This is a genomic window from Scytonema sp. HK-05, assembly GCF_963872035.1.
Lineage (GTDB): Bacteria > Cyanobacteriota > Cyanobacteriia > Cyanobacteriales > Nostocaceae > Kalymmatonema.
This window is the reverse complement of record NZ_CAWMYC010000114.1, coordinates 89,224-107,753: the sequence shown is the minus strand read 5'-3', so window position 1 is coordinate 107,753 and position 18,530 is coordinate 89,224. Positions and strand designations below refer to the sequence as shown.

The 18,530-nt window shown below is 46.6% G+C and carries 11 protein-coding genes; 3 read left to right on the top strand and 8 right to left on the bottom strand.

The annotated features are described in order from the left end of the window. Positions 1-286 precede the first annotated feature (286 nt). The 4 genes from AACT52_RS23110 to AACT52_RS23095 form a co-directional block, all read right to left on the bottom strand. The gene (locus AACT52_RS23110; protein WP_073627296.1) at positions 287-4,369 is read right to left on the bottom strand and encodes a DNA-directed RNA polymerase subunit beta''; all 4,083 of its coding nucleotides are present in this window, start codon (positions 4,367-4,369) and stop codon (positions 287-289) included. 98 nt (positions 4,370-4,467) lie between these two features. Then, positions 4,468-6,345 (bottom strand): DNA-directed RNA polymerase subunit gamma, encoded by a 1,878-nt coding sequence (locus tag AACT52_RS23105; protein ID WP_073627294.1) that lies wholly within the window; start codon positions 6,343-6,345, stop codon positions 4,468-4,470. Between the two features lie 147 nt (positions 6,346-6,492). Then, complete coding sequence (gene rpoB, locus AACT52_RS23100) at positions 6,493-9,792, bottom strand: DNA-directed RNA polymerase subunit beta (RefSeq protein WP_073627292.1); 3,300 nt, start codon at positions 9,790-9,792, stop codon at positions 6,493-6,495. Between the two features lie 18 nt (positions 9,793-9,810). Further along, positions 9,811-9,978 carry a hypothetical protein gene (locus AACT52_RS23095; RefSeq protein WP_233153782.1) on the bottom strand — a complete coding sequence of 56 codons (168 nt, stop codon included), beginning with the start codon at positions 9,976-9,978 and terminating at the stop codon, positions 9,811-9,813. 82 nt (positions 9,979-10,060) lie between these two features. Between AACT52_RS23095 and AACT52_RS23090 the strand changes: the two genes are divergently transcribed. Then, a complete protein-coding gene (locus AACT52_RS23090) occupies positions 10,061-10,228 on the top strand; it encodes a hypothetical protein (RefSeq protein ID WP_158054492.1) in 168 nt (55 codons plus the stop codon). Positions 10,229-10,492: 264 nt separating this feature from the next. Here AACT52_RS23090 and AACT52_RS23085 read toward each other — a convergent pair whose 3' ends face one another. The 4 genes from AACT52_RS23085 to AACT52_RS23070 form a co-directional block, all read right to left on the bottom strand. Then, positions 10,493-11,278, bottom strand: coding sequence for a TatD family hydrolase (locus AACT52_RS23085; protein ID WP_073627288.1), 786 nt, complete (start codon positions 11,276-11,278; stop codon positions 10,493-10,495). Positions 11,279-11,359: 81 nt separating this feature from the next. After that, a complete protein-coding gene (gene rpsT / locus AACT52_RS23080) occupies positions 11,360-11,668 on the bottom strand; it encodes a 30S ribosomal protein S20 (RefSeq protein WP_073627286.1) in 309 nt (102 codons plus the stop codon). A gap of 623 nt (positions 11,669-12,291) precedes the next feature. Further along, positions 12,292-12,432, bottom strand: coding sequence for a hypothetical protein (locus tag AACT52_RS23075; RefSeq protein WP_233153781.1), 141 nt, complete (start codon positions 12,430-12,432; stop codon positions 12,292-12,294). Between the two features lie 410 nt (positions 12,433-12,842). Continuing rightward, positions 12,843-13,595 (bottom strand): hypothetical protein, encoded by a 753-nt coding sequence (locus AACT52_RS23070; RefSeq protein ID WP_073627284.1) that lies wholly within the window; start codon positions 13,593-13,595, stop codon positions 12,843-12,845. A 216-nt stretch (positions 13,596-13,811) separates the two neighbouring features. On the opposite strand from AACT52_RS23070, the gene AACT52_RS23065 reads away from it, so the two are divergent. Further along, positions 13,812-15,941, top strand: a complete 2,130-nt coding sequence (locus tag AACT52_RS23065) for a carbohydrate porin (RefSeq protein WP_073627282.1) — start codon at positions 13,812-13,814, stop codon at positions 15,939-15,941. Continuing rightward, a complete protein-coding gene (locus tag AACT52_RS23060; protein ID WP_233153780.1) occupies positions 15,938-18,445 on the top strand; it encodes a tetratricopeptide repeat protein in 2,508 nt (835 codons plus the stop codon). Before AACT52_RS23065 ends, AACT52_RS23060 begins: the two co-directional genes overlap by 4 nt. The last annotated feature ends 85 nt before the right edge of the window (positions 18,446-18,530 follow it).

Sequence of the window (18,530 nt, the reverse complement as noted above, 5' to 3'; positions counted from 1 at the left end):
AAGTTTTGGCACAAATCTTAGGTAAAAAATAAAATAGTTAAAAAATACTGAAATATGTATTTAATCACAGATGACTTTATAAAAGATGAAGAGTAAAAGTCTGATGCTGATAGCGAATTCCACCCAACTATGCTCTTTATCAGGAAAAACTAGAGCTTTTCAAGGTTTTCAACAAATTATCCAAGGTATAAAAAAACCTCACCCCGCTTAAGGTATCCCTCTCCTGTATTCGGGAGAGGGGTAGGGGGTGAGGGAACTGATTATAGGTAATTTAGCGGACTAGATATTACTCATCGTCTTCGTCGTAATCGTCATCTTCCTCGTATTCGTCTTCTACGAGGTCATCGATGTCACTGTCACCAGCAGAAGGAAGAATAAAATCATCCTCATCCAAAATCGACTTATCTGAACTACGTCTGGTACCAAATCCATCCGCCCCAAGCGTCGGAGTATCTAATTGGTAACTCCGGGCTGTGCGGTCATCCAGCACCATATCGAGTGGATCGTCAACTTCATCCAAGACACTGCTTGTGACATCAACAGCATAGTCATCGATGGGACCAGTTTCTTCATAAGCATTAAACCCAGTGCCGGCGGGAATCAGTCGTCCGATAATGACGTTTTCCTTCAAGCCGCGCAACCAGTCGGATTTACCTTCAATTGCAGCCTCAGTCAAGACGCGCGTTGTTTCTTGGAAGGATGCAGCGGAAATAAAGCTATCGGTGTTCAACGATGCTTTGGTAATACCCAACAGGACTGGGGTGTACTGCGCCCGGGCACCACCAGTGATTGCCATTGCTTCATTAACTTGCTCGACTTGGCGCAACTCTACCAATTCTCCAGGGAGCATGGTGGTGTCACCACCATCATCTATCCGGACTTTATTGGTCATCTGACGGACAATCACTTCGATGTGTTTATCAGCAATATCAATACCTTGGGACTGATACACCGATTGCACTTCGTTCACCAAGAACGTCTGCACCTTCTGCAAGGCATGGCTAGCACAGGCATAAACTCCTTCTTCAGAACCTAGGTTGAAGAAGATTTCCAGAATTTCATGGGGATTAGAAGGACCATCAGTTAATGTTTGTCCTGCTGTGATTTGCGCTCCATCTGGGACTATCAAGTTTTGTCCTGGTCCGAGGGGATAATCTGTGACTACGCCATTGGACTCGATGACTTTGAGTGCGATCGCTTCATCCCCATCGCCGTAAACAACCTTGACTTCTCCTGAACGACGTGCTAAAATACACGCTTCTTTTGGCTTACGAGCCTCAAGGAGTTCCTCAATCCTGGGCAAACCTTGAATGATGTCTCCAGTTTTGGCGCGTTCAAATACTAGCAACACCAAGTTATCACCACGCTGTACCAAATCGCCATCGTCTACCTGCAACACAGCGCCTGCACTGACGCGATAGGGACGACCGACACGGAGTGTGACAGAGTAGTTCACAGTAGCGAGTGCTGATTCCTCAGTAGGCGGAACTTCTCCTTGTGCCTTCTCCACTTTTCCTTCGCCTTTCTGGACTGCCACAACTTGCCCAGATTCCTCGGCAAAGACTCCAGGGGCAATTTCGACACCTTCTACTATCAAGTTACCAACTTTGACCTTGGGTGGAGCGCTTAGATTCATCTTAACGACGTCATTATGACGCAATACTAAGCAGCGGCGAACTGCCTCAGTTCCTTTTTGCACGCCCCGCACGATACCCCCTTCTTTACATAAGATTTGGGTACGTGCGATTACGGCACCTGGGGCAATTGTTTGTCCATCCTCTACTTCCAGGCTTGTTTGGGTACTGCCTTGGGTGGCGTCTGCGGCTATATCCCGACGCAGCACTAACGATTCCAAAATGACCAGTTGCAAGCGCTGAACTTCTGGATCATTGTCATCGGGTACCAATTCAATATCCGCTGCCAAGGGGGAAGCATTGTGGTCTTGTTCGCCTTCCTGCTCAATTTCCAACACCAGTTGGGTTCGCAGCAGTTCCACACCTTCGACGGTCTTAACGCGTTCTGAGTCTTTGTAAGGCAGACGCTGCACTGCCCGCAGTTGAATAGAACGACCTGTTTGTTGACTAACTGATGTGGTTGATGGCACATCAGGATTGTTAGGTACAGCAAACTCAACGACCGGACGGGTCAACAGTGCTGGACCTTCTGGTGATTCCACATACTCGATGTAGCGCAACTCTGTCATGACTTGCCCTAACAATTCCTCACCTGGTTGAACAAAGGTGCCATCTTTGCCCATCACTGCTTCTGGATCGTCCACCATCAGCAGATCTCCAGGCTTAATCACCACTTCCCGCAGGATGTCGTTTTTCTGGGTGACTTCTATGACGCCGCTGTTTTGGCAGAAGATATCCTTGACGACTTCAGTGCCAGCTTCGACAAACTGACCGTCTTCTACCATCAGCAGGGAGATATCTTTATTCACTTCGTGGGTTTCTTCAGGAATCCACAGCAGGGTACCTCCCTGTACCACCTCGTAACCCTGCTTTGCCTTACCTTTTTTCTGGACTTCGACAGCAGCGTATTTCAGCAATCCACCAGTGGTTGTGCGATACCGGTCATCAATCAACTCAGCTACCACTTGACCATTTTGCACTTTTGTGCCTGGGGTTGCTCTGAGGTTGAAGACTTGGTTATTTCCAGTGGTGACTAAGTAGTTGTTGCGACCTTGAGCAGTTTGCGCTGTCACTGTTGCTTGGTCTAAGACCACAGAAGCAGTGATAATCTCAATTTCCCGCGTCCCTTTGCCTGGGGTCGCTTCGGGTAAGCGGACAACACCGCCGTGCAAAGTCGTTAACTTGGTTTCTGCTAAAACACCGTTGGCGTCTATAGTGTCACCATTGTTGACCACCAATTCTGCTCCTGGGGGTAAGTTATAAACTTCCCCTGACAGAATCCAAATCAATCCACCCCGGGCTGCTGTTGTCGTGGTGTTACCTTGACGGTCGGTTTTTTGTTCTGGCACGACATCGGCAAACCTGACTTCTCCTGCCAAGTCAGAGGCGACATCTTTAACCGCTTTTTCTGTATTGACACGAGTTGTTCGTCCACCAATAGCAACCTCAGCCACTAGCTGACCTGTCTTAATCTTTTGCCCATCGACAACGTATAGTGTTGAACCTTGGGTAACAGGAATTTCTTGAGTCGTTGGATCAGCGTTATCTGTTGCGATTTCTAAAGTAATGCTGCCATTGGCTTCTACATACAAGGCGTCTTCCCCGTGGCGGGTGCGGTAAGCCCTTGTCCGCAATTTACGTGGCAAACGAACGGTACCATCGGATTCGGCGCGTACTTGTCTTGCGACTTCACCAGAAAAGACACCACCTGTGTGGAACGTACGCATCGTCAGCTGGGTACCTGGTTCACCGATACTTTGTGCTGCAATGATCCCCACAGCTTCGCCCAAATCGACCATCTTGGCGTGTGCCAAACTCCAGCCATAGCAGTGTTGGCAGACAGATCGTGCGGCTTCACAAGTTAGCGGCGATCGCACGACAACTTCTTGGACTCCCGACTTTTCAATCTCCTTTGCCAGGTCATCGGAAACAGGGGTATTACGTACTGCTATAACTTCTCCTGTCTTTGGATGCACGACATCCTCTGCGATCGCTCGTCCCAGCAACCTTGTGCCCAGCTTAATCAAGGTTTTCTCACCTTCTGTCATTGCCTGCAGGGGAATTCCTCTGGTGGTACCGCAGTCAAATTCGCGAATAATCACATCCTGCGATACGTCCACCAAACGGCGGGTGAGATAACCAGAGTCAGCCGTCCGCAAGGCTGTGTCTACTAGACCTTTTCTCGCACCGTAAGACGAAATAATGTATTCTGTTACGGTGAGTCCTTCGCGGAAGTTTGTTTTGATCGGCTGGTCAATAATTTCCCCTTGGGGATCTGCCATCAGTCCTCGCATTCCGACCAATTGGCGCACCTGGGAGATGTTACCCCTTGCCCCAGAGAATGCCATCATGTACACGGAGTTGAGGGGGTTAGTCTTCTTGAAGTGGTTAACTACTTCGTCTTTCAGGGCTTCAGAAGTTCCGTTCCAAGTATCAATCACTTTTTGGAATCGCTCAACTTCGGTAATTTCTCCCCGTTGGTAGCGTTCTTCAGTGGCACGAATTTCTGCTTCCGCAGCTTCTAGCAATGCTCGTTTGGAAGGAGGAACCATCAAATCATCAACGCTGATAGAAACCCCTGCTTTAGTAGCGTAGCGGAATCCCAGCTCTTTTAATTTGTCCGCCATCACTGCTGTCCGCGCCGTTCCATAATGCGTGAACGACCAAGAAATTAGGTTCCTCAGTTGACCTTTGTCAACAATGCGGTTCCTAAAAATCATTTTCTCATTAGTCATTAGTCAACAGTCCTTAGTCAATAGGGGAAGAACAAAGAGTGAAGAATGAAGAAAGAAGATTTTTATTTCTTCTTTCTTGTTTCTTTTTTCTTCTCTCTTTAACTGGCGATCGCTTCTTGAATCGCGTTATTGTAAATCACGCGACCTGGAGTTGTACGTATATACTGAGACACCATGTTTCCCTGAGCATCTTCTCTGACTCGGCGGAACTTATACAGCAAAGTCCGGGTACCATCGTCATTTGGTATCACTTCAACCGGTTCTGTATCTGGTTCAGGTGACTCGACTTCGCCGTCGTAGCGCACGTAGATATAAGCGTGTAGGTCGATTTGCTGCTGCTCGTAAGCCATAATCACGTCATCAAGAGAAGCAAAGTACCGCCCTGCGCCTTTTGTAGCATTGGGATTTTCTGCTGTTAAGTAATACGCCCCTAACACCATGTCTTGACTGGGTGTAATAATTGGTCTACCAGTCGCTGGTGACAAAATGTTGTTAGACGCCAGCATCAGTAACCGCGCTTCCGCTTGAGATTCCAAAGATAACGGTACGTGTACCGCCATTTGGTCGCCGTCAAAGTCAGCGTTAAATGCTGGACAAACGAGTGGGTGCAGCTGAATTGCTCTACCTTCCACCAAAATTGGCTCAAAAGATTGAATACCCAAACGGTGTAGCGTCGGCGCACGGTTGAGCAAAACTGGGTGTCCTTCAATCACTTCTTCCAGAACATCCCAGACACTCGGATCAGAGCGGGATATCAGCTTTTTCGCGGCTTTGATATTATTCACCATGCCGCTGCGAATGAGTCGGTTGATGACAAACGGTTGAAATAGCTCAATTGCCATTTCTCGTGGCAAACCGCATTGGTGGATCTTCAGCTTTGGTCCCACCACAATCACGGAACGTCCGGAGTAGTCAACCCGTTTACCCAACAAGTTTTGCCGGAAACGTCCTTGTTTCCCTTCAATAATGTCTGACAAAGACTTGAGCGGGCGGTTATTTGCTCCCACTACGGTTCGTCCCCGACGACCGTTGTCAATCAAAGCATCCACCGCTTCTTGCAGCATCCGCTTTTCGTTACGAACAATAATCTCGGGAGCCAAAATTTCTTGCAAGCGGGCAAGACGGTTGTTGCGGTTAATCACCCGGCGATACAAATCATTCAAATCGCTTGTGGCAAATCGTCCACCGTCTAACTGCACCATCGGGCGCAAGTCTGGGGGAATGACGGGAATCACCGTCATCACCATCCATTCTGGTTTAGAACCGGTGGCGACGAAGTTGTCAATCACCCGCAACCGCTTAATCAGCTTTGCCCGCTTTTGACCTTTGGCGGTTGTAATTTCTTCCCGCAAAGATTCGGCTTCTTGCTCTAAGTTGATATCAGCAAGTAACCGCAACAAGGCTTCTGCACCAATCCCGACCTCTACCCCTTGAAGGGTAGAATCTTCGCTATAAATTTGGTCTTCGATTTCCAGCCACTGGTCTTCACTCAGCAACTGTTTGTAAGTTAAGGTTTCAGCATTGCCAGGACTAAGAACAACATAGGAATTGAAATAAACAATTTGCTCCACATCCCGCAAAGGCATATCCAACAGGATGGAGATATAGCTGGGAATGCCCTTGAGATACCAAACGTGAGCGACTGGTGCGGCGAGTTTAATGTAGCCCATGCGGTGGCGGCGTACTCGCGATTCAGTGACTTCTACACCACAGCGCTCGCACACAATGCCTCTATGACGTACTCTCTTATACTTGCCACAATGGCATTCCCAATCTTTAGCCGGTCCAAAGATGCGCTCGCAGAACAAGCCATCCATCTCTGGTTTTAAAGTACGGTAATTTATCGTCTCTGGCTTTGTGACTTCACCGACTACCTGACCGTTAGGTAAAGTTCTCTCACCCCAGACCCGAATGCGTTCTGGTGATGCCAAGCCGATTTTAACGTAGTCAAACTGATTATTTTGGGCTGATCTCATCTTTGCCTAATACTGTGTTCTAAGTTATGACTTCTGAACAACACGGGCTGTAAAAACCGTGGTGGTGTGAGGAGTATTCAGTTTTCAGCTAATTATTAAAAATTAAAAATTAAAAAAGGGTATTTTTAATTTTTAATTTTTAATTATTTACTCTTCTTCGTCGAGTGACTCACGGGACAAGGATTCATAGGTTGGACGTGGAGGCGTGCGACGGTTTCCTTGGTCTGCCATCAAATCGACTTCCACATCTAAAGAACTCCCGTCTGCCTGTGTCTCTACCTTGTGTACCGCAATATCTAAGCCTAGAGATTGCAGTTCTCGCATCAACACTTTGAAGGATTCTGGTGTTCCAGGTCTGGGAATTGCCTTACCTTTGACGATCGCATTAAGAGCTTCATTTCGTCCTTGCATATCGTCTGATTTCACGGTGAGCAACTCTTGCAAGGTGTAAGCAGCACCAAAGGCTTCCAATGCCCACACCTCCATTTCACCGAACCGCTGACCACCTTGCTGTGCTTTACCACCCAAGGGCTGCTGGGTAACGAGTGAGTATGGACCTGTAGAACGGGCGTGGATCTTGTCGTCCACCAAATGCACCAGCTTCAGCATATAAGCCACACCTACAGTGACTGCTCTGTCAAAGGGTTCGCCGGTACGACCGTCGTACACCATGATTTTTCCAGGGTCCTCCGGGTTATAGACCCAGTCTTTGCCTGTTTCGTCCCGTGCTTCTTGCAACTTGCCATGCACTATGCTTCGAGATGACTCCTCGCCATACATTTCGTCAAATGGAGTCAGCTTAAACCGGACTCCCAAGGTATGACCAGCCCAACCCAACAGACACTCAAACACTTGTCCGACGTTCATCCGGCTAGGTACGCCCAAGGGATTGAGGACGATGTCTACTGGTGAACCATCTGGCAAGTACGGCATATCTTCCATTGGTAAGATTTTGGAAATAATTCCTTTATTTCCGTGGCGTCCTGCCATTTTGTCGCCGACTTGGATTTTGCGCTTTTGCGCTACGTACACCCGGACGACCATATTTGCCCCGGGTGGGAGTTCATCGCCTTGTTCACGGGTAAACAGCCGCACATCGACAACGCGTCCTTTTTCTCCGTTCGGGACTCGCAGCGAGTTGTCTCGCACATCTCGTGCTTTTTCACCGAAAATTGCCCGCAACAGTTTTTCTTCTGGTGGCTGGTCAGATTCACCTTTTGGTGTTACTTTTCCTACCAAGATATCCCCGGATTCTACCCATGCCCCAATGCGAATGATCCCCTGTTCATCCAACTGGCGCAAGGCGTCTTCCCCGACGTTGGGAATTTCTCTGGTGATTTCTTCTGGTCCCAGCTTGGTTTGTCTTGCCTCAATTTCATATTTCTCAATGTGAATTGAGGTATAAATATCATCCTGTACCAACCGCTCGGAAATCAAAATTGCGTCTTCGTAGTTATAGCCTTCCCAAGGCATATAAGCGACGACGATGTTTTGTCCCAGTGCCAATTCACCGCCTTCGGTGGAGGAGCCATCCGCCAGCACTTGACCTGCTACAACACGTTCACCCATATAGACCAAAGGTTTTTGGTTGAGACAGGTGTCTTGGTTCGAGCGATGGTACTTGGAAATGCTGTACCTAATTTCTGGAGCGTTGGGTTTGGGACGCACGCGAATTTCTGTTGCGTCTAGATAAGTGACTTCCCCGTCGGTGCGGGATACGATCACCATCCCGGAGTCTCTTGCCGCCTGAGCTTCCAAGCCTGTTCCCACCAAAGGACGCTCTGGTTTCAGCAGGGGGACTGCTTGCCGTTGCATGTTCGACCCCATCAGTGCACGGTTAGCGTCGTCATGCTCCAAGAAAGGAATCATACTAGTAGCAACAGACACAATTTGTACAGGAGAAACTGCTACATAGTCCACTTGCTCTGGCGTGGTTGAAGAGAATTCCTGGCGATAGCGTACTGTAACTTGCGGTCCGATGATTTCACCATTCTCATCTATCGGCAAGTCGCCAGCGGCAACCCGCAGGTCATCTTCTTCATCTGCGGTCATGTACACGGGTGCTAAATCAAACCGCACTCGTCCATTTTCTACGGGTCGATACGGGGTTTCTAGGAAGCCGTACACGTTCACACGCGCATGAGTTGCCAAGGAACCAATCAAACCAGCGTTGGGACCTTCTGGAGTTTCTACCGGGCAAATGCGTCCGTAGTGGGATGGGTGAATATCCCGTACCGCAAAACCTGCGCGTTCGCGGGTGAGACCTCCAGGACCAAGTGCTGACAAACGACGTTTGTGGGTCAGTTCCGCCAGAGGATTGGTCTGATCCATGAACTGCGACAATTGGCTTGACCCAAAGAATTCTTTAATGGCTGCTACCAAGGGCTTAGGGTTCACCAAGGAAGCAGGGGTCAGCACTTCGGCATCGGATACGGTCATCCTTTCCCGAATAATACGCTCTAAGCGGTTTAAACCGACTCGTACCTGGTTTTGCAGCAATTCGCCGACGCTTCTGACGCGGCGGTTGCCTAAGTGGTCGATGTCGTCGGTATTACCAATGTCAAACTCAAGGTTGATCAGGTAATCCACCGCCGCCAAAATGTCTTGAGGAGTCAAGACGCGCATTGTTTCTGGCACTTGCAAGCGCAGTTTCTTGTTGAGTTTGTAACGTCCAACACGACCGAGGTCGTAGCGTTTGGGATCAAAGAAGCGCGAGTCTAAGAGCTGTTGTCCTCCCAACACTGTCGGGGGTTCACCAGGACGGAGTTTACGATACAACTCCATCAGGGCTTCTTCTTCAGAAAACTGTCCTTCTTTTTCAATGGTTTTTTGGAAGTATTCTGGGTGGCGCAAGGCGTCAAATATTTCGTTGTCTGACAAGCCCAAAGCTTTGAGGAGGACTTGCGCCGACAGTTTGCGGGTTTTATCAATACGTACCCAGACTAAGTCGTTACGGTCTGTTTCAAATTTCAGCCATGCTCCCCGGTTTGGAATTAAGCTAGCTGAATAAGTACGCCGCCCGTTTTTGTCGATTTCTGATTTGTAATAGACTCCTGGCGATCGCACTATCTGGTTGACAATCACTCGCTCGGCACCGTTAATAATAAACGTGCCTCGGTCGGTCATCAGAGGCAGATCCCCAATAAAGACTTCTTGTTCTTTGATTTCTCCGGTTTCTTTGTTAATCAGACGAGTGGGGACATACATTTGTACCGCGTACGTACTGTCCCGCCGTTTTGCTTCGTCTACATTATATTTTGGCTCTTTGAGCTTGTAATTCTGACCCAAAAAGTGTAGCTCTAGTTTGCCAGTGTAATCTGTGATAGGACTAAACGAGTTAAGCTCTTCTATCAGCCCTTCTTCCAAAAACCAGCGGAAGCTAGAACGCTGGATTTCTATCAAGTCGGGCAACAAAAAGGCGGGTTCCATAATTGATTCGTTTGTCATGCCTCTACCTTTGTCAACCTAAGTTTTTTGTAAATCGTGTGTGGGAACTTCTTTTGACACCGCCGACAATTGAGCAGCTTCCGGTACGCCAAAGCAATTCAAGACGGTGCAGACCGATTTTGGCAAGAGGGTCATTAACCCGAGTGGAGCCAAAATCTGCCAATTTCCACATTCGCTTGACTTCATGAGCCAAATCAAATGGTGTAACTTTTTGTTAATCTGTTTTGCTTTTCTCACTTCCCCCTCCAAAAAGCGCATTACTTCACCTATGCAGCTTTACACTGTTGTGGCTCGTACCGAACTATCTGTGTTTATCGACCGAGGGATAATATCCTTATGCTCAGAGGAGAATAATCCCCTGAGCCTACTCTGTCTATGGATGGCTTGTCTTGGTGGGTGGTGGTCACAAGGTAATTTGTTTAACAATTCTCTATAGGTAAAATATGAAACCGCTTTTTAGAGAATAGGTCTAGACGACCTTTAGGAAAAAGTCATACTCATCATGGAATAAGAGCATCCGGTTGTAGAGATACTGAGGATGGTCAATTTACGAACGTTACTCAAGAATAAAATTCAATAGTTGCTTCCTTAACCATTATGGCTTATACAAACCTGTTTTGGAGGAAATAATAATACCATATTTTTCCCCTCCTAAAGTTTGATGTTTCCATTTTCTGATTTTCCCATTTCGGGGGATGTATTATACTGTTAAGCCAAACAATTCACAGGCATTTTGGGTGGTCACGTCGGCGATCGCCTCTAGAGATTCACCGCGCACTTTCGCCACTCCTTCGGCTACATAGCGAACGTACGCGGGTTCATTGCGCCGTTCGCCTCGTTTGGGCACGGGTGCCAAAAAAGGGCAATCTGTTTCAATCAACAGGCGATTGCTCGGAACACAAGCAGCTGATTCTTGGATTTGTTTGGCATTTTTGAATGTCACTGTTCCGCTAAAGCTGATGTAGAAGTCCAGATCAACAAACCATTGGGTTTCTTCTGGGCTTCCACCCCAGCAGTGCATGACACCCCGCACACTTTCTCCCTTGAGTTGCTTCCATTTTTGCAGCACTTCCCTCACCTCTGTTGCTGCATTGCGACAGTGGATGATCACGGGTTTGTTGAGCTCAGTGGCGATCGCCAACTGTGTCTCAAATACCTTGCGCTGTTGTTCTTTGTTATCTGCTTTATAAAAATCCAGCCCTGTTTCCCCTATCGCTACGACTTTAGAGTCAGATCCAGCTAAAGATACTATTTCATCTGCTGTCTGTTGCTTCCATTTCTCCGCATCTAGAGGATGTAATCCTACGGCAAAGCTCATTTCCGGAAAACGATTAGCTAGAGATTGAATGCTTTTAAACTCGGATGGCTCGACGCAGGAGTGTACTAAACCTACGACACCTGCTTCTTGCCAGCGCGATCGCACTGCTTCTATATCTGGCTGGAAAACGTCAAAGTTGACGTGAACATGGCTATCTATCAGCTGCATCGCTTTTCCTTTGTCCTTTGCCCTTTGCCCTTAGTCTTCACTTCTTGTGATCACAAGGACTAAGGACTAAGGTAATATTGACTACTGTGCAGTTGCTGCTGCTGGTTGAGTTTGAGCTTTTAGCCTTTGAGCCAATTTTGACTTTTTTCTGGCTCCATTGTTAGGATGAAGTACACCCCTTTTTACTGCTCGATCGATTTTGCTGTACGCTTCAGACATCCTAGCCAGAACTTCTTGTTTTGATTCTGGGCTTGGGTTAGCTGCATACGTTTCTATAGCAGCGAAGTATTTCTTCATCAGTGTTTTCACTGCCGATTTGTATGCTTTGTTACGCAGTCGGTTGCGTTCTGCGATTTCGGCGCGCTTGAGAGCAGACTTTGTATTCGCCACAGTCAGTTCCAAAAAGACTATTAATATATAAACACACTACTAGATTTAATACTATAGCATCTTTTTTGCAAATCTTAAAATGCCAGAGAAAAATTTCACCAAGTACAGCTGTAGGGATGGAAAAGGGAGCTTTCAAGGGGCAAGGGGGGCACAGGCTAAGAAATATTTTTAATTTTGATTTTGATTGGTGCGTATATTGATTTGTTTCCCTACACTCCTACACCCGCCAGAGAATTCCTATATCTATTATGGGAAAAAATTTCAAACTTCTATTGTCATCTTACGAATCGATTAGGGGGGATTCCTCTACAGTGTCATATCAATAGTAACTTTATTTTCAGAAATAATTTGTTTTTTTGATTTAAATTACCAGAGTGGCTTAAGTCGCAGTTACTTTAAGTAGTCTTTGTGACATAAAGCTTGTCGAGCTTGAAAGAAGAAAACGTAACTCGTGAATCTACTGAGAGAATTATTTAGATTTTATGAAACATGCTTATCAAGTAAGTATAAAGTTTAACATTTTAGGAGACAAGGAGTTTCTTAACAAGAAAGAACTCAGAACCATTGTTCTGTAGGACTGGGTGGCGAGGAGCGTGGGGGAAACACCACACCAAATCTTTAAATCAGTTATGAGTCCTGAGTCCTGAGTCAGTCAGGCGGGCGCTTTGGGGGATGCGCTCACCGCCACCAACGCTCTCTGATCCAATTGGTGGGGACGCGCGACCACTCGTATTTAACTGATAACTGCGTAGGTAGCTGTTCACTGTTAAAAAGGTGTCAACAAGACAGTAGCGGGTCTGAATCCAGGGGCGTCAGTGCATTGTCTTGGTTCTGAGTTCTGCATTCTGCATTCTGTATTCTTCTTCAATGATTTTACTTAGACGTTTCCGGCGTAGACATTGAAAATGTTTGATTAAGGTAATAAATTAGATTCTAAACTAATCAACAAAATTACTGACTCATAATCAGATAAATATAATACTTACTACAAGTTGTAGTGCGACTTATGTTCCAATCAATAATTGCTGAAAAAAAAGCGCCAGATAGATTTAAGATATACTGTGACTCTCAAAACACTGATGAAGTCAAGTGACTGTAAAAATCAGGCGCTCTTTTTCAGCATGCAAGTTTAGAAGGTTTCAAGGGTGCGTTGGTCTGTCCTTTGTGTAGTCGGTTAGCGTAAAAATTCAGAAGGTTTCAAGGGTGCGTTAGTTTGTCTGAATTTAGCTGACCGCAGGAACGAAGTGTTTGAAGTCAAAATTGGCGCTTGGATTTGAGATTGATTTGCCTTGTTCTTATTCAAATCTTCTGGTTGTGGAACAGGAGGTGTTGTTTTCCCTAGAGGTAGGGATATCGGCATGGTTTGACGTGCTTGTAGGTAAATTTCACCTTCGTTAGTAAAGCGAAGCTGTTTACCTTCAAGCTGCAAGTTTGATTTCTTTAACTGACCAGCAGGCTCAAAAGTGGCAATGAACATGACGTTGCTATCTGGACGGAGTTTCATTTGTGCTTGATAAGCTTGCCAAACTTCTTGAAAACGACCATCTGGTGCTACTTGCCAAAGATTTAGGTCTGCCTGCCATTGTCCCTGTTTAACTTCAACAATTTGCCGATCCAAAATTGAGCGGTTATTGTTGGCTTGATCATTCAAAACTCCTGCTTGTTGTCCGCCTGTTGGAAGCAAGTAGCGAACTGCTGCTACTGCAATTTGGCTGGAATCAGGTAGATTGGTACTACCTACGACGTTGTATACACCATTACTTCCTGTTGATTGCACGCTTTTAATTTCTAGCTGCACTTGTGTTTGTGCTTTTTTACCACAGCCAGAACTGACACTTAGCAGTAGTAAGAAGATACTTGCCAAGCTAACAGGTGCAGATTTTTTTGTCAAATTTTGGCAAATAAGCTGGAAATTTAGATTAATCATAGATAAAACAAGATTTATTTCCAAAAAAGACTGCATAACCTCTATTCGCAGCTATTTTCTAATATATGGGGTCAAAAAAGAAATAGCTTAACCACTTTTTAACCAAGTTAATTGACAATCACAAAATTTGCAGATATTCATTAAAAATACTCACATTTTTTGATAAAGTGGCGACATCTAATGCCGGAAGAATTTAGTTGTTTATCAGCTAGACTAATGAAGCCCACAGTATTGGATTGTCATAAATTTACTCTGCCAAAACAGTGGAATAGGGCTTATTTTCTGCTTCATACTGCCTCAATCTCAATTTTTTGGATATTGGCAGTGAATGATGCGTGTTTAGCTCAACAAAACCCACAGAATCAACAGTCGAGCGACTTGCAGTTTGGGCAATTACTACAAGTACCCAAATCACCCTTACGCAGCAAGCGACGAAAGTCCGAGTCCCAAACAGTGCCTCCACCACCTGGGACATCAGGGCAAGCAACTGGTGTAGCAGTCGCACCGAAAGCAAAACCTTCATCCCAAAGCGTGCAGAACGCACCAGCAGATGATATCAAGCAGTTGGAGAGTGGCTTCGTCCAGCAGCAAATGCCTGGAAAAGCCCCGAAAGCTCCACCGCGTTCGATTTCACCGCGTCCTACTGTCATAGGACAACAGGCTCAAGAACAAATTCGTCAAATTTCTGGCTTGAATGTGGGACAACCGAACATCCAAGCAGCCCCACTTCCACCACCTCTAAGTGCGATCGCGCAAGAATTCACTGCACCATCTGCACCTAGCTTTAATCAGTTCCTCAACTCTCAACCACAACAAGCTCCTTTACCACCACTTCCAGGAACTCCCACACCACCGTTCAATCAAGTTATCAACTCTCAACCAACAACACAGCCATCAGTTCCCAACACTCCCACACCACCGTTCAATCAAGTTATCAACTCTCAACTGACAACACAGCCATCGGTTCCCAACACTTCTACATCAACCACCAACCAACTGCTAAACTGCCAAATCGTATCGTCGCAACCAGTTCCAGGCACTTCTGCACCAACCTTCAATCAAGTCTTAAACTGCCAGGCGGCAACACAGTCATCAGTTCCCAACACTTCTGCATCAATTACCAATCAACTCCTGAACTGTCAAGCCGTACCGTCGCCATCTGCTTTTGGAACTGCCACATCACCCTCCAACCAACTCCTAAACTGTCAAGTTGTATCGTCACAACCAGTTGCGCAAACGTCACCAACGGCACAAACTCAAGATTCCACAATTCCCACGATTCCAACGCCACCATCAGCAACACCACCCAATACTCCACAACCACTAGATAGAAATCGCTCCTCGCTCAGAAGCACAGCTTTACGGGAACCCTCTTTACAAGTTCAAGGAGTTTACATAACTCAAGGAGATGATTCTGCAGCACGGGCGCGACTCTCAGGAGTGTATCCGCTTACTCCCCAACTCTTGTTTGGGGCAACTTTGGATTTGGTTACTGGAGAAAACCTCCTTGTTGATTCCCGTGGAGAGGGTTTGAACATCAACGAGCTGTTTCTCGCAACTTCTGTTGGAGGATTGCCCAATCTGCGTTTCGTCTTGGGTCAATTAGATTTAACATCTTATTTCGATCGCAACAGCTTTGCTAAAGACGGGGCAAGTCAATTCTTTAATCCTGTTTTTCAGACAAACCCAGCGTTATCAGCAACAGGAATTGCTTCCCGCACCGGTTTGCTTGTCAACTGGAGTGTTACGGATAACATCGAAGCGAAAGCGGCGGTTTTTTCGTCGTCGGATAAGATCAGCGACTTTGCCTTGGATGGATTTGCCGGAGAACTTGCCATCCGTTACGGGAATGCGATTATTCGCGGGACTTATGCAACTGATCGCGATGCTGGGATTCGCGATACTTTCCCTGAAAGCTTTGGAATTGCAAGGAACACAGAACGCACAGTCTTTGGACCTGAAAAAAATGACCGCGAAGAAGCATACGGTGTGAATGCTGAAGTTTTTATTCCTAATTTGAATTTAGGTCTTTTCGGACGTTACGGGCGCTACGAGAACCGCGATTTGGGCAGAGGAGCAGATACTTACTCATTTGGACTGAGCTTTTTGGATTTGTTCACCCCAGATGATCGCTTGGGTTTAGCCTACGGACGTGCTTTATCAAACGAGAGCTTGCGTCGTGGAGACACGCCAGATGTGTTAGAACTTTTCTACGATTTTAAATTTCTTCCCAATCTACGGTTCGGTTTTACGGTTCAAGGACGAGATGGTTTTGAGGAAACAGTTTTCGGTATTCGGGTGCGTTCAGAGTTTGATGTGACTCCAAGAGGGAGAAGATCTCAATGAGTCAAAACTACAAAGACAAAATTAATCCCTGCTTAAATCTGAGAAACAGTGCCAAAGATATGGTGGTTCTCACTTCGTTGCAATACACCAGGAACCCCACCCCGGCTTTGGCTAACGCCAAAACCTCCCCTCCCCTTGCCAAGGGGAGGGGTCAAAATGTACTGCTTCCAAATGAGAACCGCTATATTAAAACGAAAAATTTTTCTAGTCTTTTTCTGATAACTGCTTCATTTTTCCTTTTGACTCACCTAGTCAATGTCCCGTTGTTAAATAACATTGCTCCCGCCCAAGCGCAGAAGTCTTCGTCAGCGGTGCAACGCGGTTACAATCTCCTAAAAAAAGGGTGGGTTAATGATGCCATCAAAGCTTTTGGGCAAGCTATCAAGCAAAATCCGCAATCTTTACAAGCCAAGATCGGGTTAGCAATCTCCTATAACCGCGCCGGACGTATTAACGAGGCTTGGAATACTTATCAACAGGTGCTAGCGCAAGATCCCAACAACCAAAGTGCGCTCAAAATTGTCGGGATTATGGGTACTTACCGCCCAGAGTGGCAAGTACGGGGAATTGAAGCACTCAATACTTTATTAAAATCAAATCCCAACGATATACAAGCTCGTTCTTACCGCGCATTACTGTACACCTATCAAGGAAAGGTAAGCGAGTCGCTAGCAGACTACGAAATAGTCTTGGAAAAGAATCCCACGTCAGAAGCTATCCTTGGTGCTGCTCAAGCTTATAGTTATAGCCGCAATTACCAAAAAGCCTTGGAGTTGTTCAACCGCTATCGAGCAACTGGCAAACCGATCACTGGATTTGCTGCGATCGCCTACGGTAGCAGCCTGCGAGAAACGGGCAACCCAACAGCAGCAGTACAGGTTTTACAAGGACAGTTGCAGCGTTCCAAGACTCTTGATCGCTTAGCTATTGAGACGCGTGCGGAACTTGCCAAGGCGTATGTTGCTAATCAACAGTCAGCACAAGCTGTGGCAATCTTAGAGCCAATACAAAACAGACCAGAGGCGATTTTACCTTTAGCACGTTATCTCAATGAAATTCGCACTTCAACTAATAACCCCGGCGTAGCAGAGCAAGTCGCGACTCTCTACCGTCGAGCAATTACCAACACTCCCAACCCCTCGCCTGCACTTCTGCGAGAAGCAGGTGATGTTTTCACTGGCTTACCCCAAGGAGAGCAAACAGCACTACAGCTTTATCGTCAAGCAGCTTCACAGTTACCGAATGATAAAAGTTTGGTGATACGCCAGTTAGCCCTCGAAAATAAACTGGGGCTGCTTGCCAAAAGTGACTTACAAAAGCGATTGGTTGCGGAACTTGAACCTTTACCTTCAGATTCGGTGCAATTGCAACAGATAGCTCTTGCCCTAGCAGACATTGATGCTCCTGATCCTCAATTCCTGTCTGTGTATCAAACTATTTCACCCAAGGTAAACGTACCATTTTTAAATTTCCGAATCGCTCAGATTTATCTACAACTAAATGATACGAATGGCGCAAGACAAGCTTTAGCAGCTTATACAGCAACACCTGAAGGAGCCAAAAGCCTTGCACCTCAGTTGCTAGCAGCAGAAATTGAACGACGGGAGGGCAATTTAGAAGCCAGCGCCCAACGCTTTCAGGCTGTATTGGCAACAAAGTCAGGAAGTGATGACGTTACGGATGGTGCTTTGCGTGGACTAGCAGGTGTGCGCATACAACAAAGGCGGTTTGATGAAGCTTTGGCAGCTTATGACCAATTGATAGCCCGTCAACCGCAAAATTTGACAATTCAGTTAGGGCGTACAAGTATCGCCTATCAAGCAAAGAAGATTTCTGAACAAGAGGCGCAAGCAGTTCTCAACAATTGGTTAGCCACACAACCTGCCACTAATGCACCTCCGGAACTCTTTAGTTTAGTGGGAGTATTGCCTGCCGAACCACAGCGTGAGGCTCTGTACAATTACTTACTTCAAGTTGACCCCAGTTACCTACCACTGCAACTGCGCTTGGTGCAAGTTATCGCAAAACGCAATCCTACCGAAGCGCAAGCACGGGTGAAACAATTGATTGCTCGCCTGCCAAACAATGCGAACACGTATCAGTTGCAAGGAGAGTTGGCACGAGCAGTAGGTGATTTGGATTTGGCTGGCAAGGCTTACGAAAATATCTTGGCACAGCAACCAGATAATATAGATGCTCTTGCCGCTTTAGGAGGAATTCGTTTTGAACAGCGGCGCTTTGAGTCAGCACAGCAAATTTATTCGCAAGTTGTAGCGCAAAAACCGCAAGATAAAGACGCACGGCGCGCCCTTGCTGGTTTAAGTGCTATTGCTGACCAACCGCTAACAGCGCTTACACAGCTTGAGCAACTGGAACTAGAACAAATTTCCCAAGGCACAACCGATACAGAAGCCTCTCGTCAGAGGCAGGAAATACAAGAAGATTTTTTGCAACGGCGTGGCTTTCAGCCCCCCTGGGAAAGCTATGAGCGGAGGGAGAGATAAATCAATTCAAAATTCGCTCATAACGAGTCTCTCCCTTCTCCCCTGCTCGCGTGCTTCCCCTACTCTCTCATCTTCCCCTACTTTC

Coding starts and splice junctions, on each gene's coding strand:
- AACT52_RS23110 (WP_073627296.1), bottom strand. CDS start 4,369: ATGACTAATGAGAAAATGATTTTTAGGAACCGCATTGTTGACAAAGGT.
- AACT52_RS23105 (WP_073627294.1), bottom strand. CDS start 6,345: ATGAGATCAGCCCAAAATAATCAGTTTGACTACGTTAAAATCGGCTTG.
- rpoB (WP_073627292.1), bottom strand. CDS start 9,792: ATGACAAACGAATCAATTATGGAACCCGCCTTTTTGTTGCCCGACTTG.
- AACT52_RS23095 (WP_233153782.1), bottom strand. CDS start 9,978: ATGAAGTCAAGCGAATGTGGAAATTGGCAGATTTTGGCTCCACTCGGG.
- AACT52_RS23090 (WP_158054492.1), top strand. CDS start 10,061: ATGCAGCTTTACACTGTTGTGGCTCGTACCGAACTATCTGTGTTTATC.
- AACT52_RS23085 (WP_073627288.1), bottom strand. CDS start 11,278: ATGCAGCTGATAGATAGCCATGTTCACGTCAACTTTGACGTTTTCCAG.
- AACT52_RS23070 (WP_073627284.1), bottom strand. CDS start 13,595: ATGATTAATCTAAATTTCCAGCTTATTTGCCAAAATTTGACAAAAAAA.
- AACT52_RS23065 (WP_073627282.1), top strand. CDS start 13,812: ATGAAGCCCACAGTATTGGATTGTCATAAATTTACTCTGCCAAAACAG.
- AACT52_RS23060 (WP_233153780.1), top strand. CDS start 15,938: ATGAGTCAAAACTACAAAGACAAAATTAATCCCTGCTTAAATCTGAGA.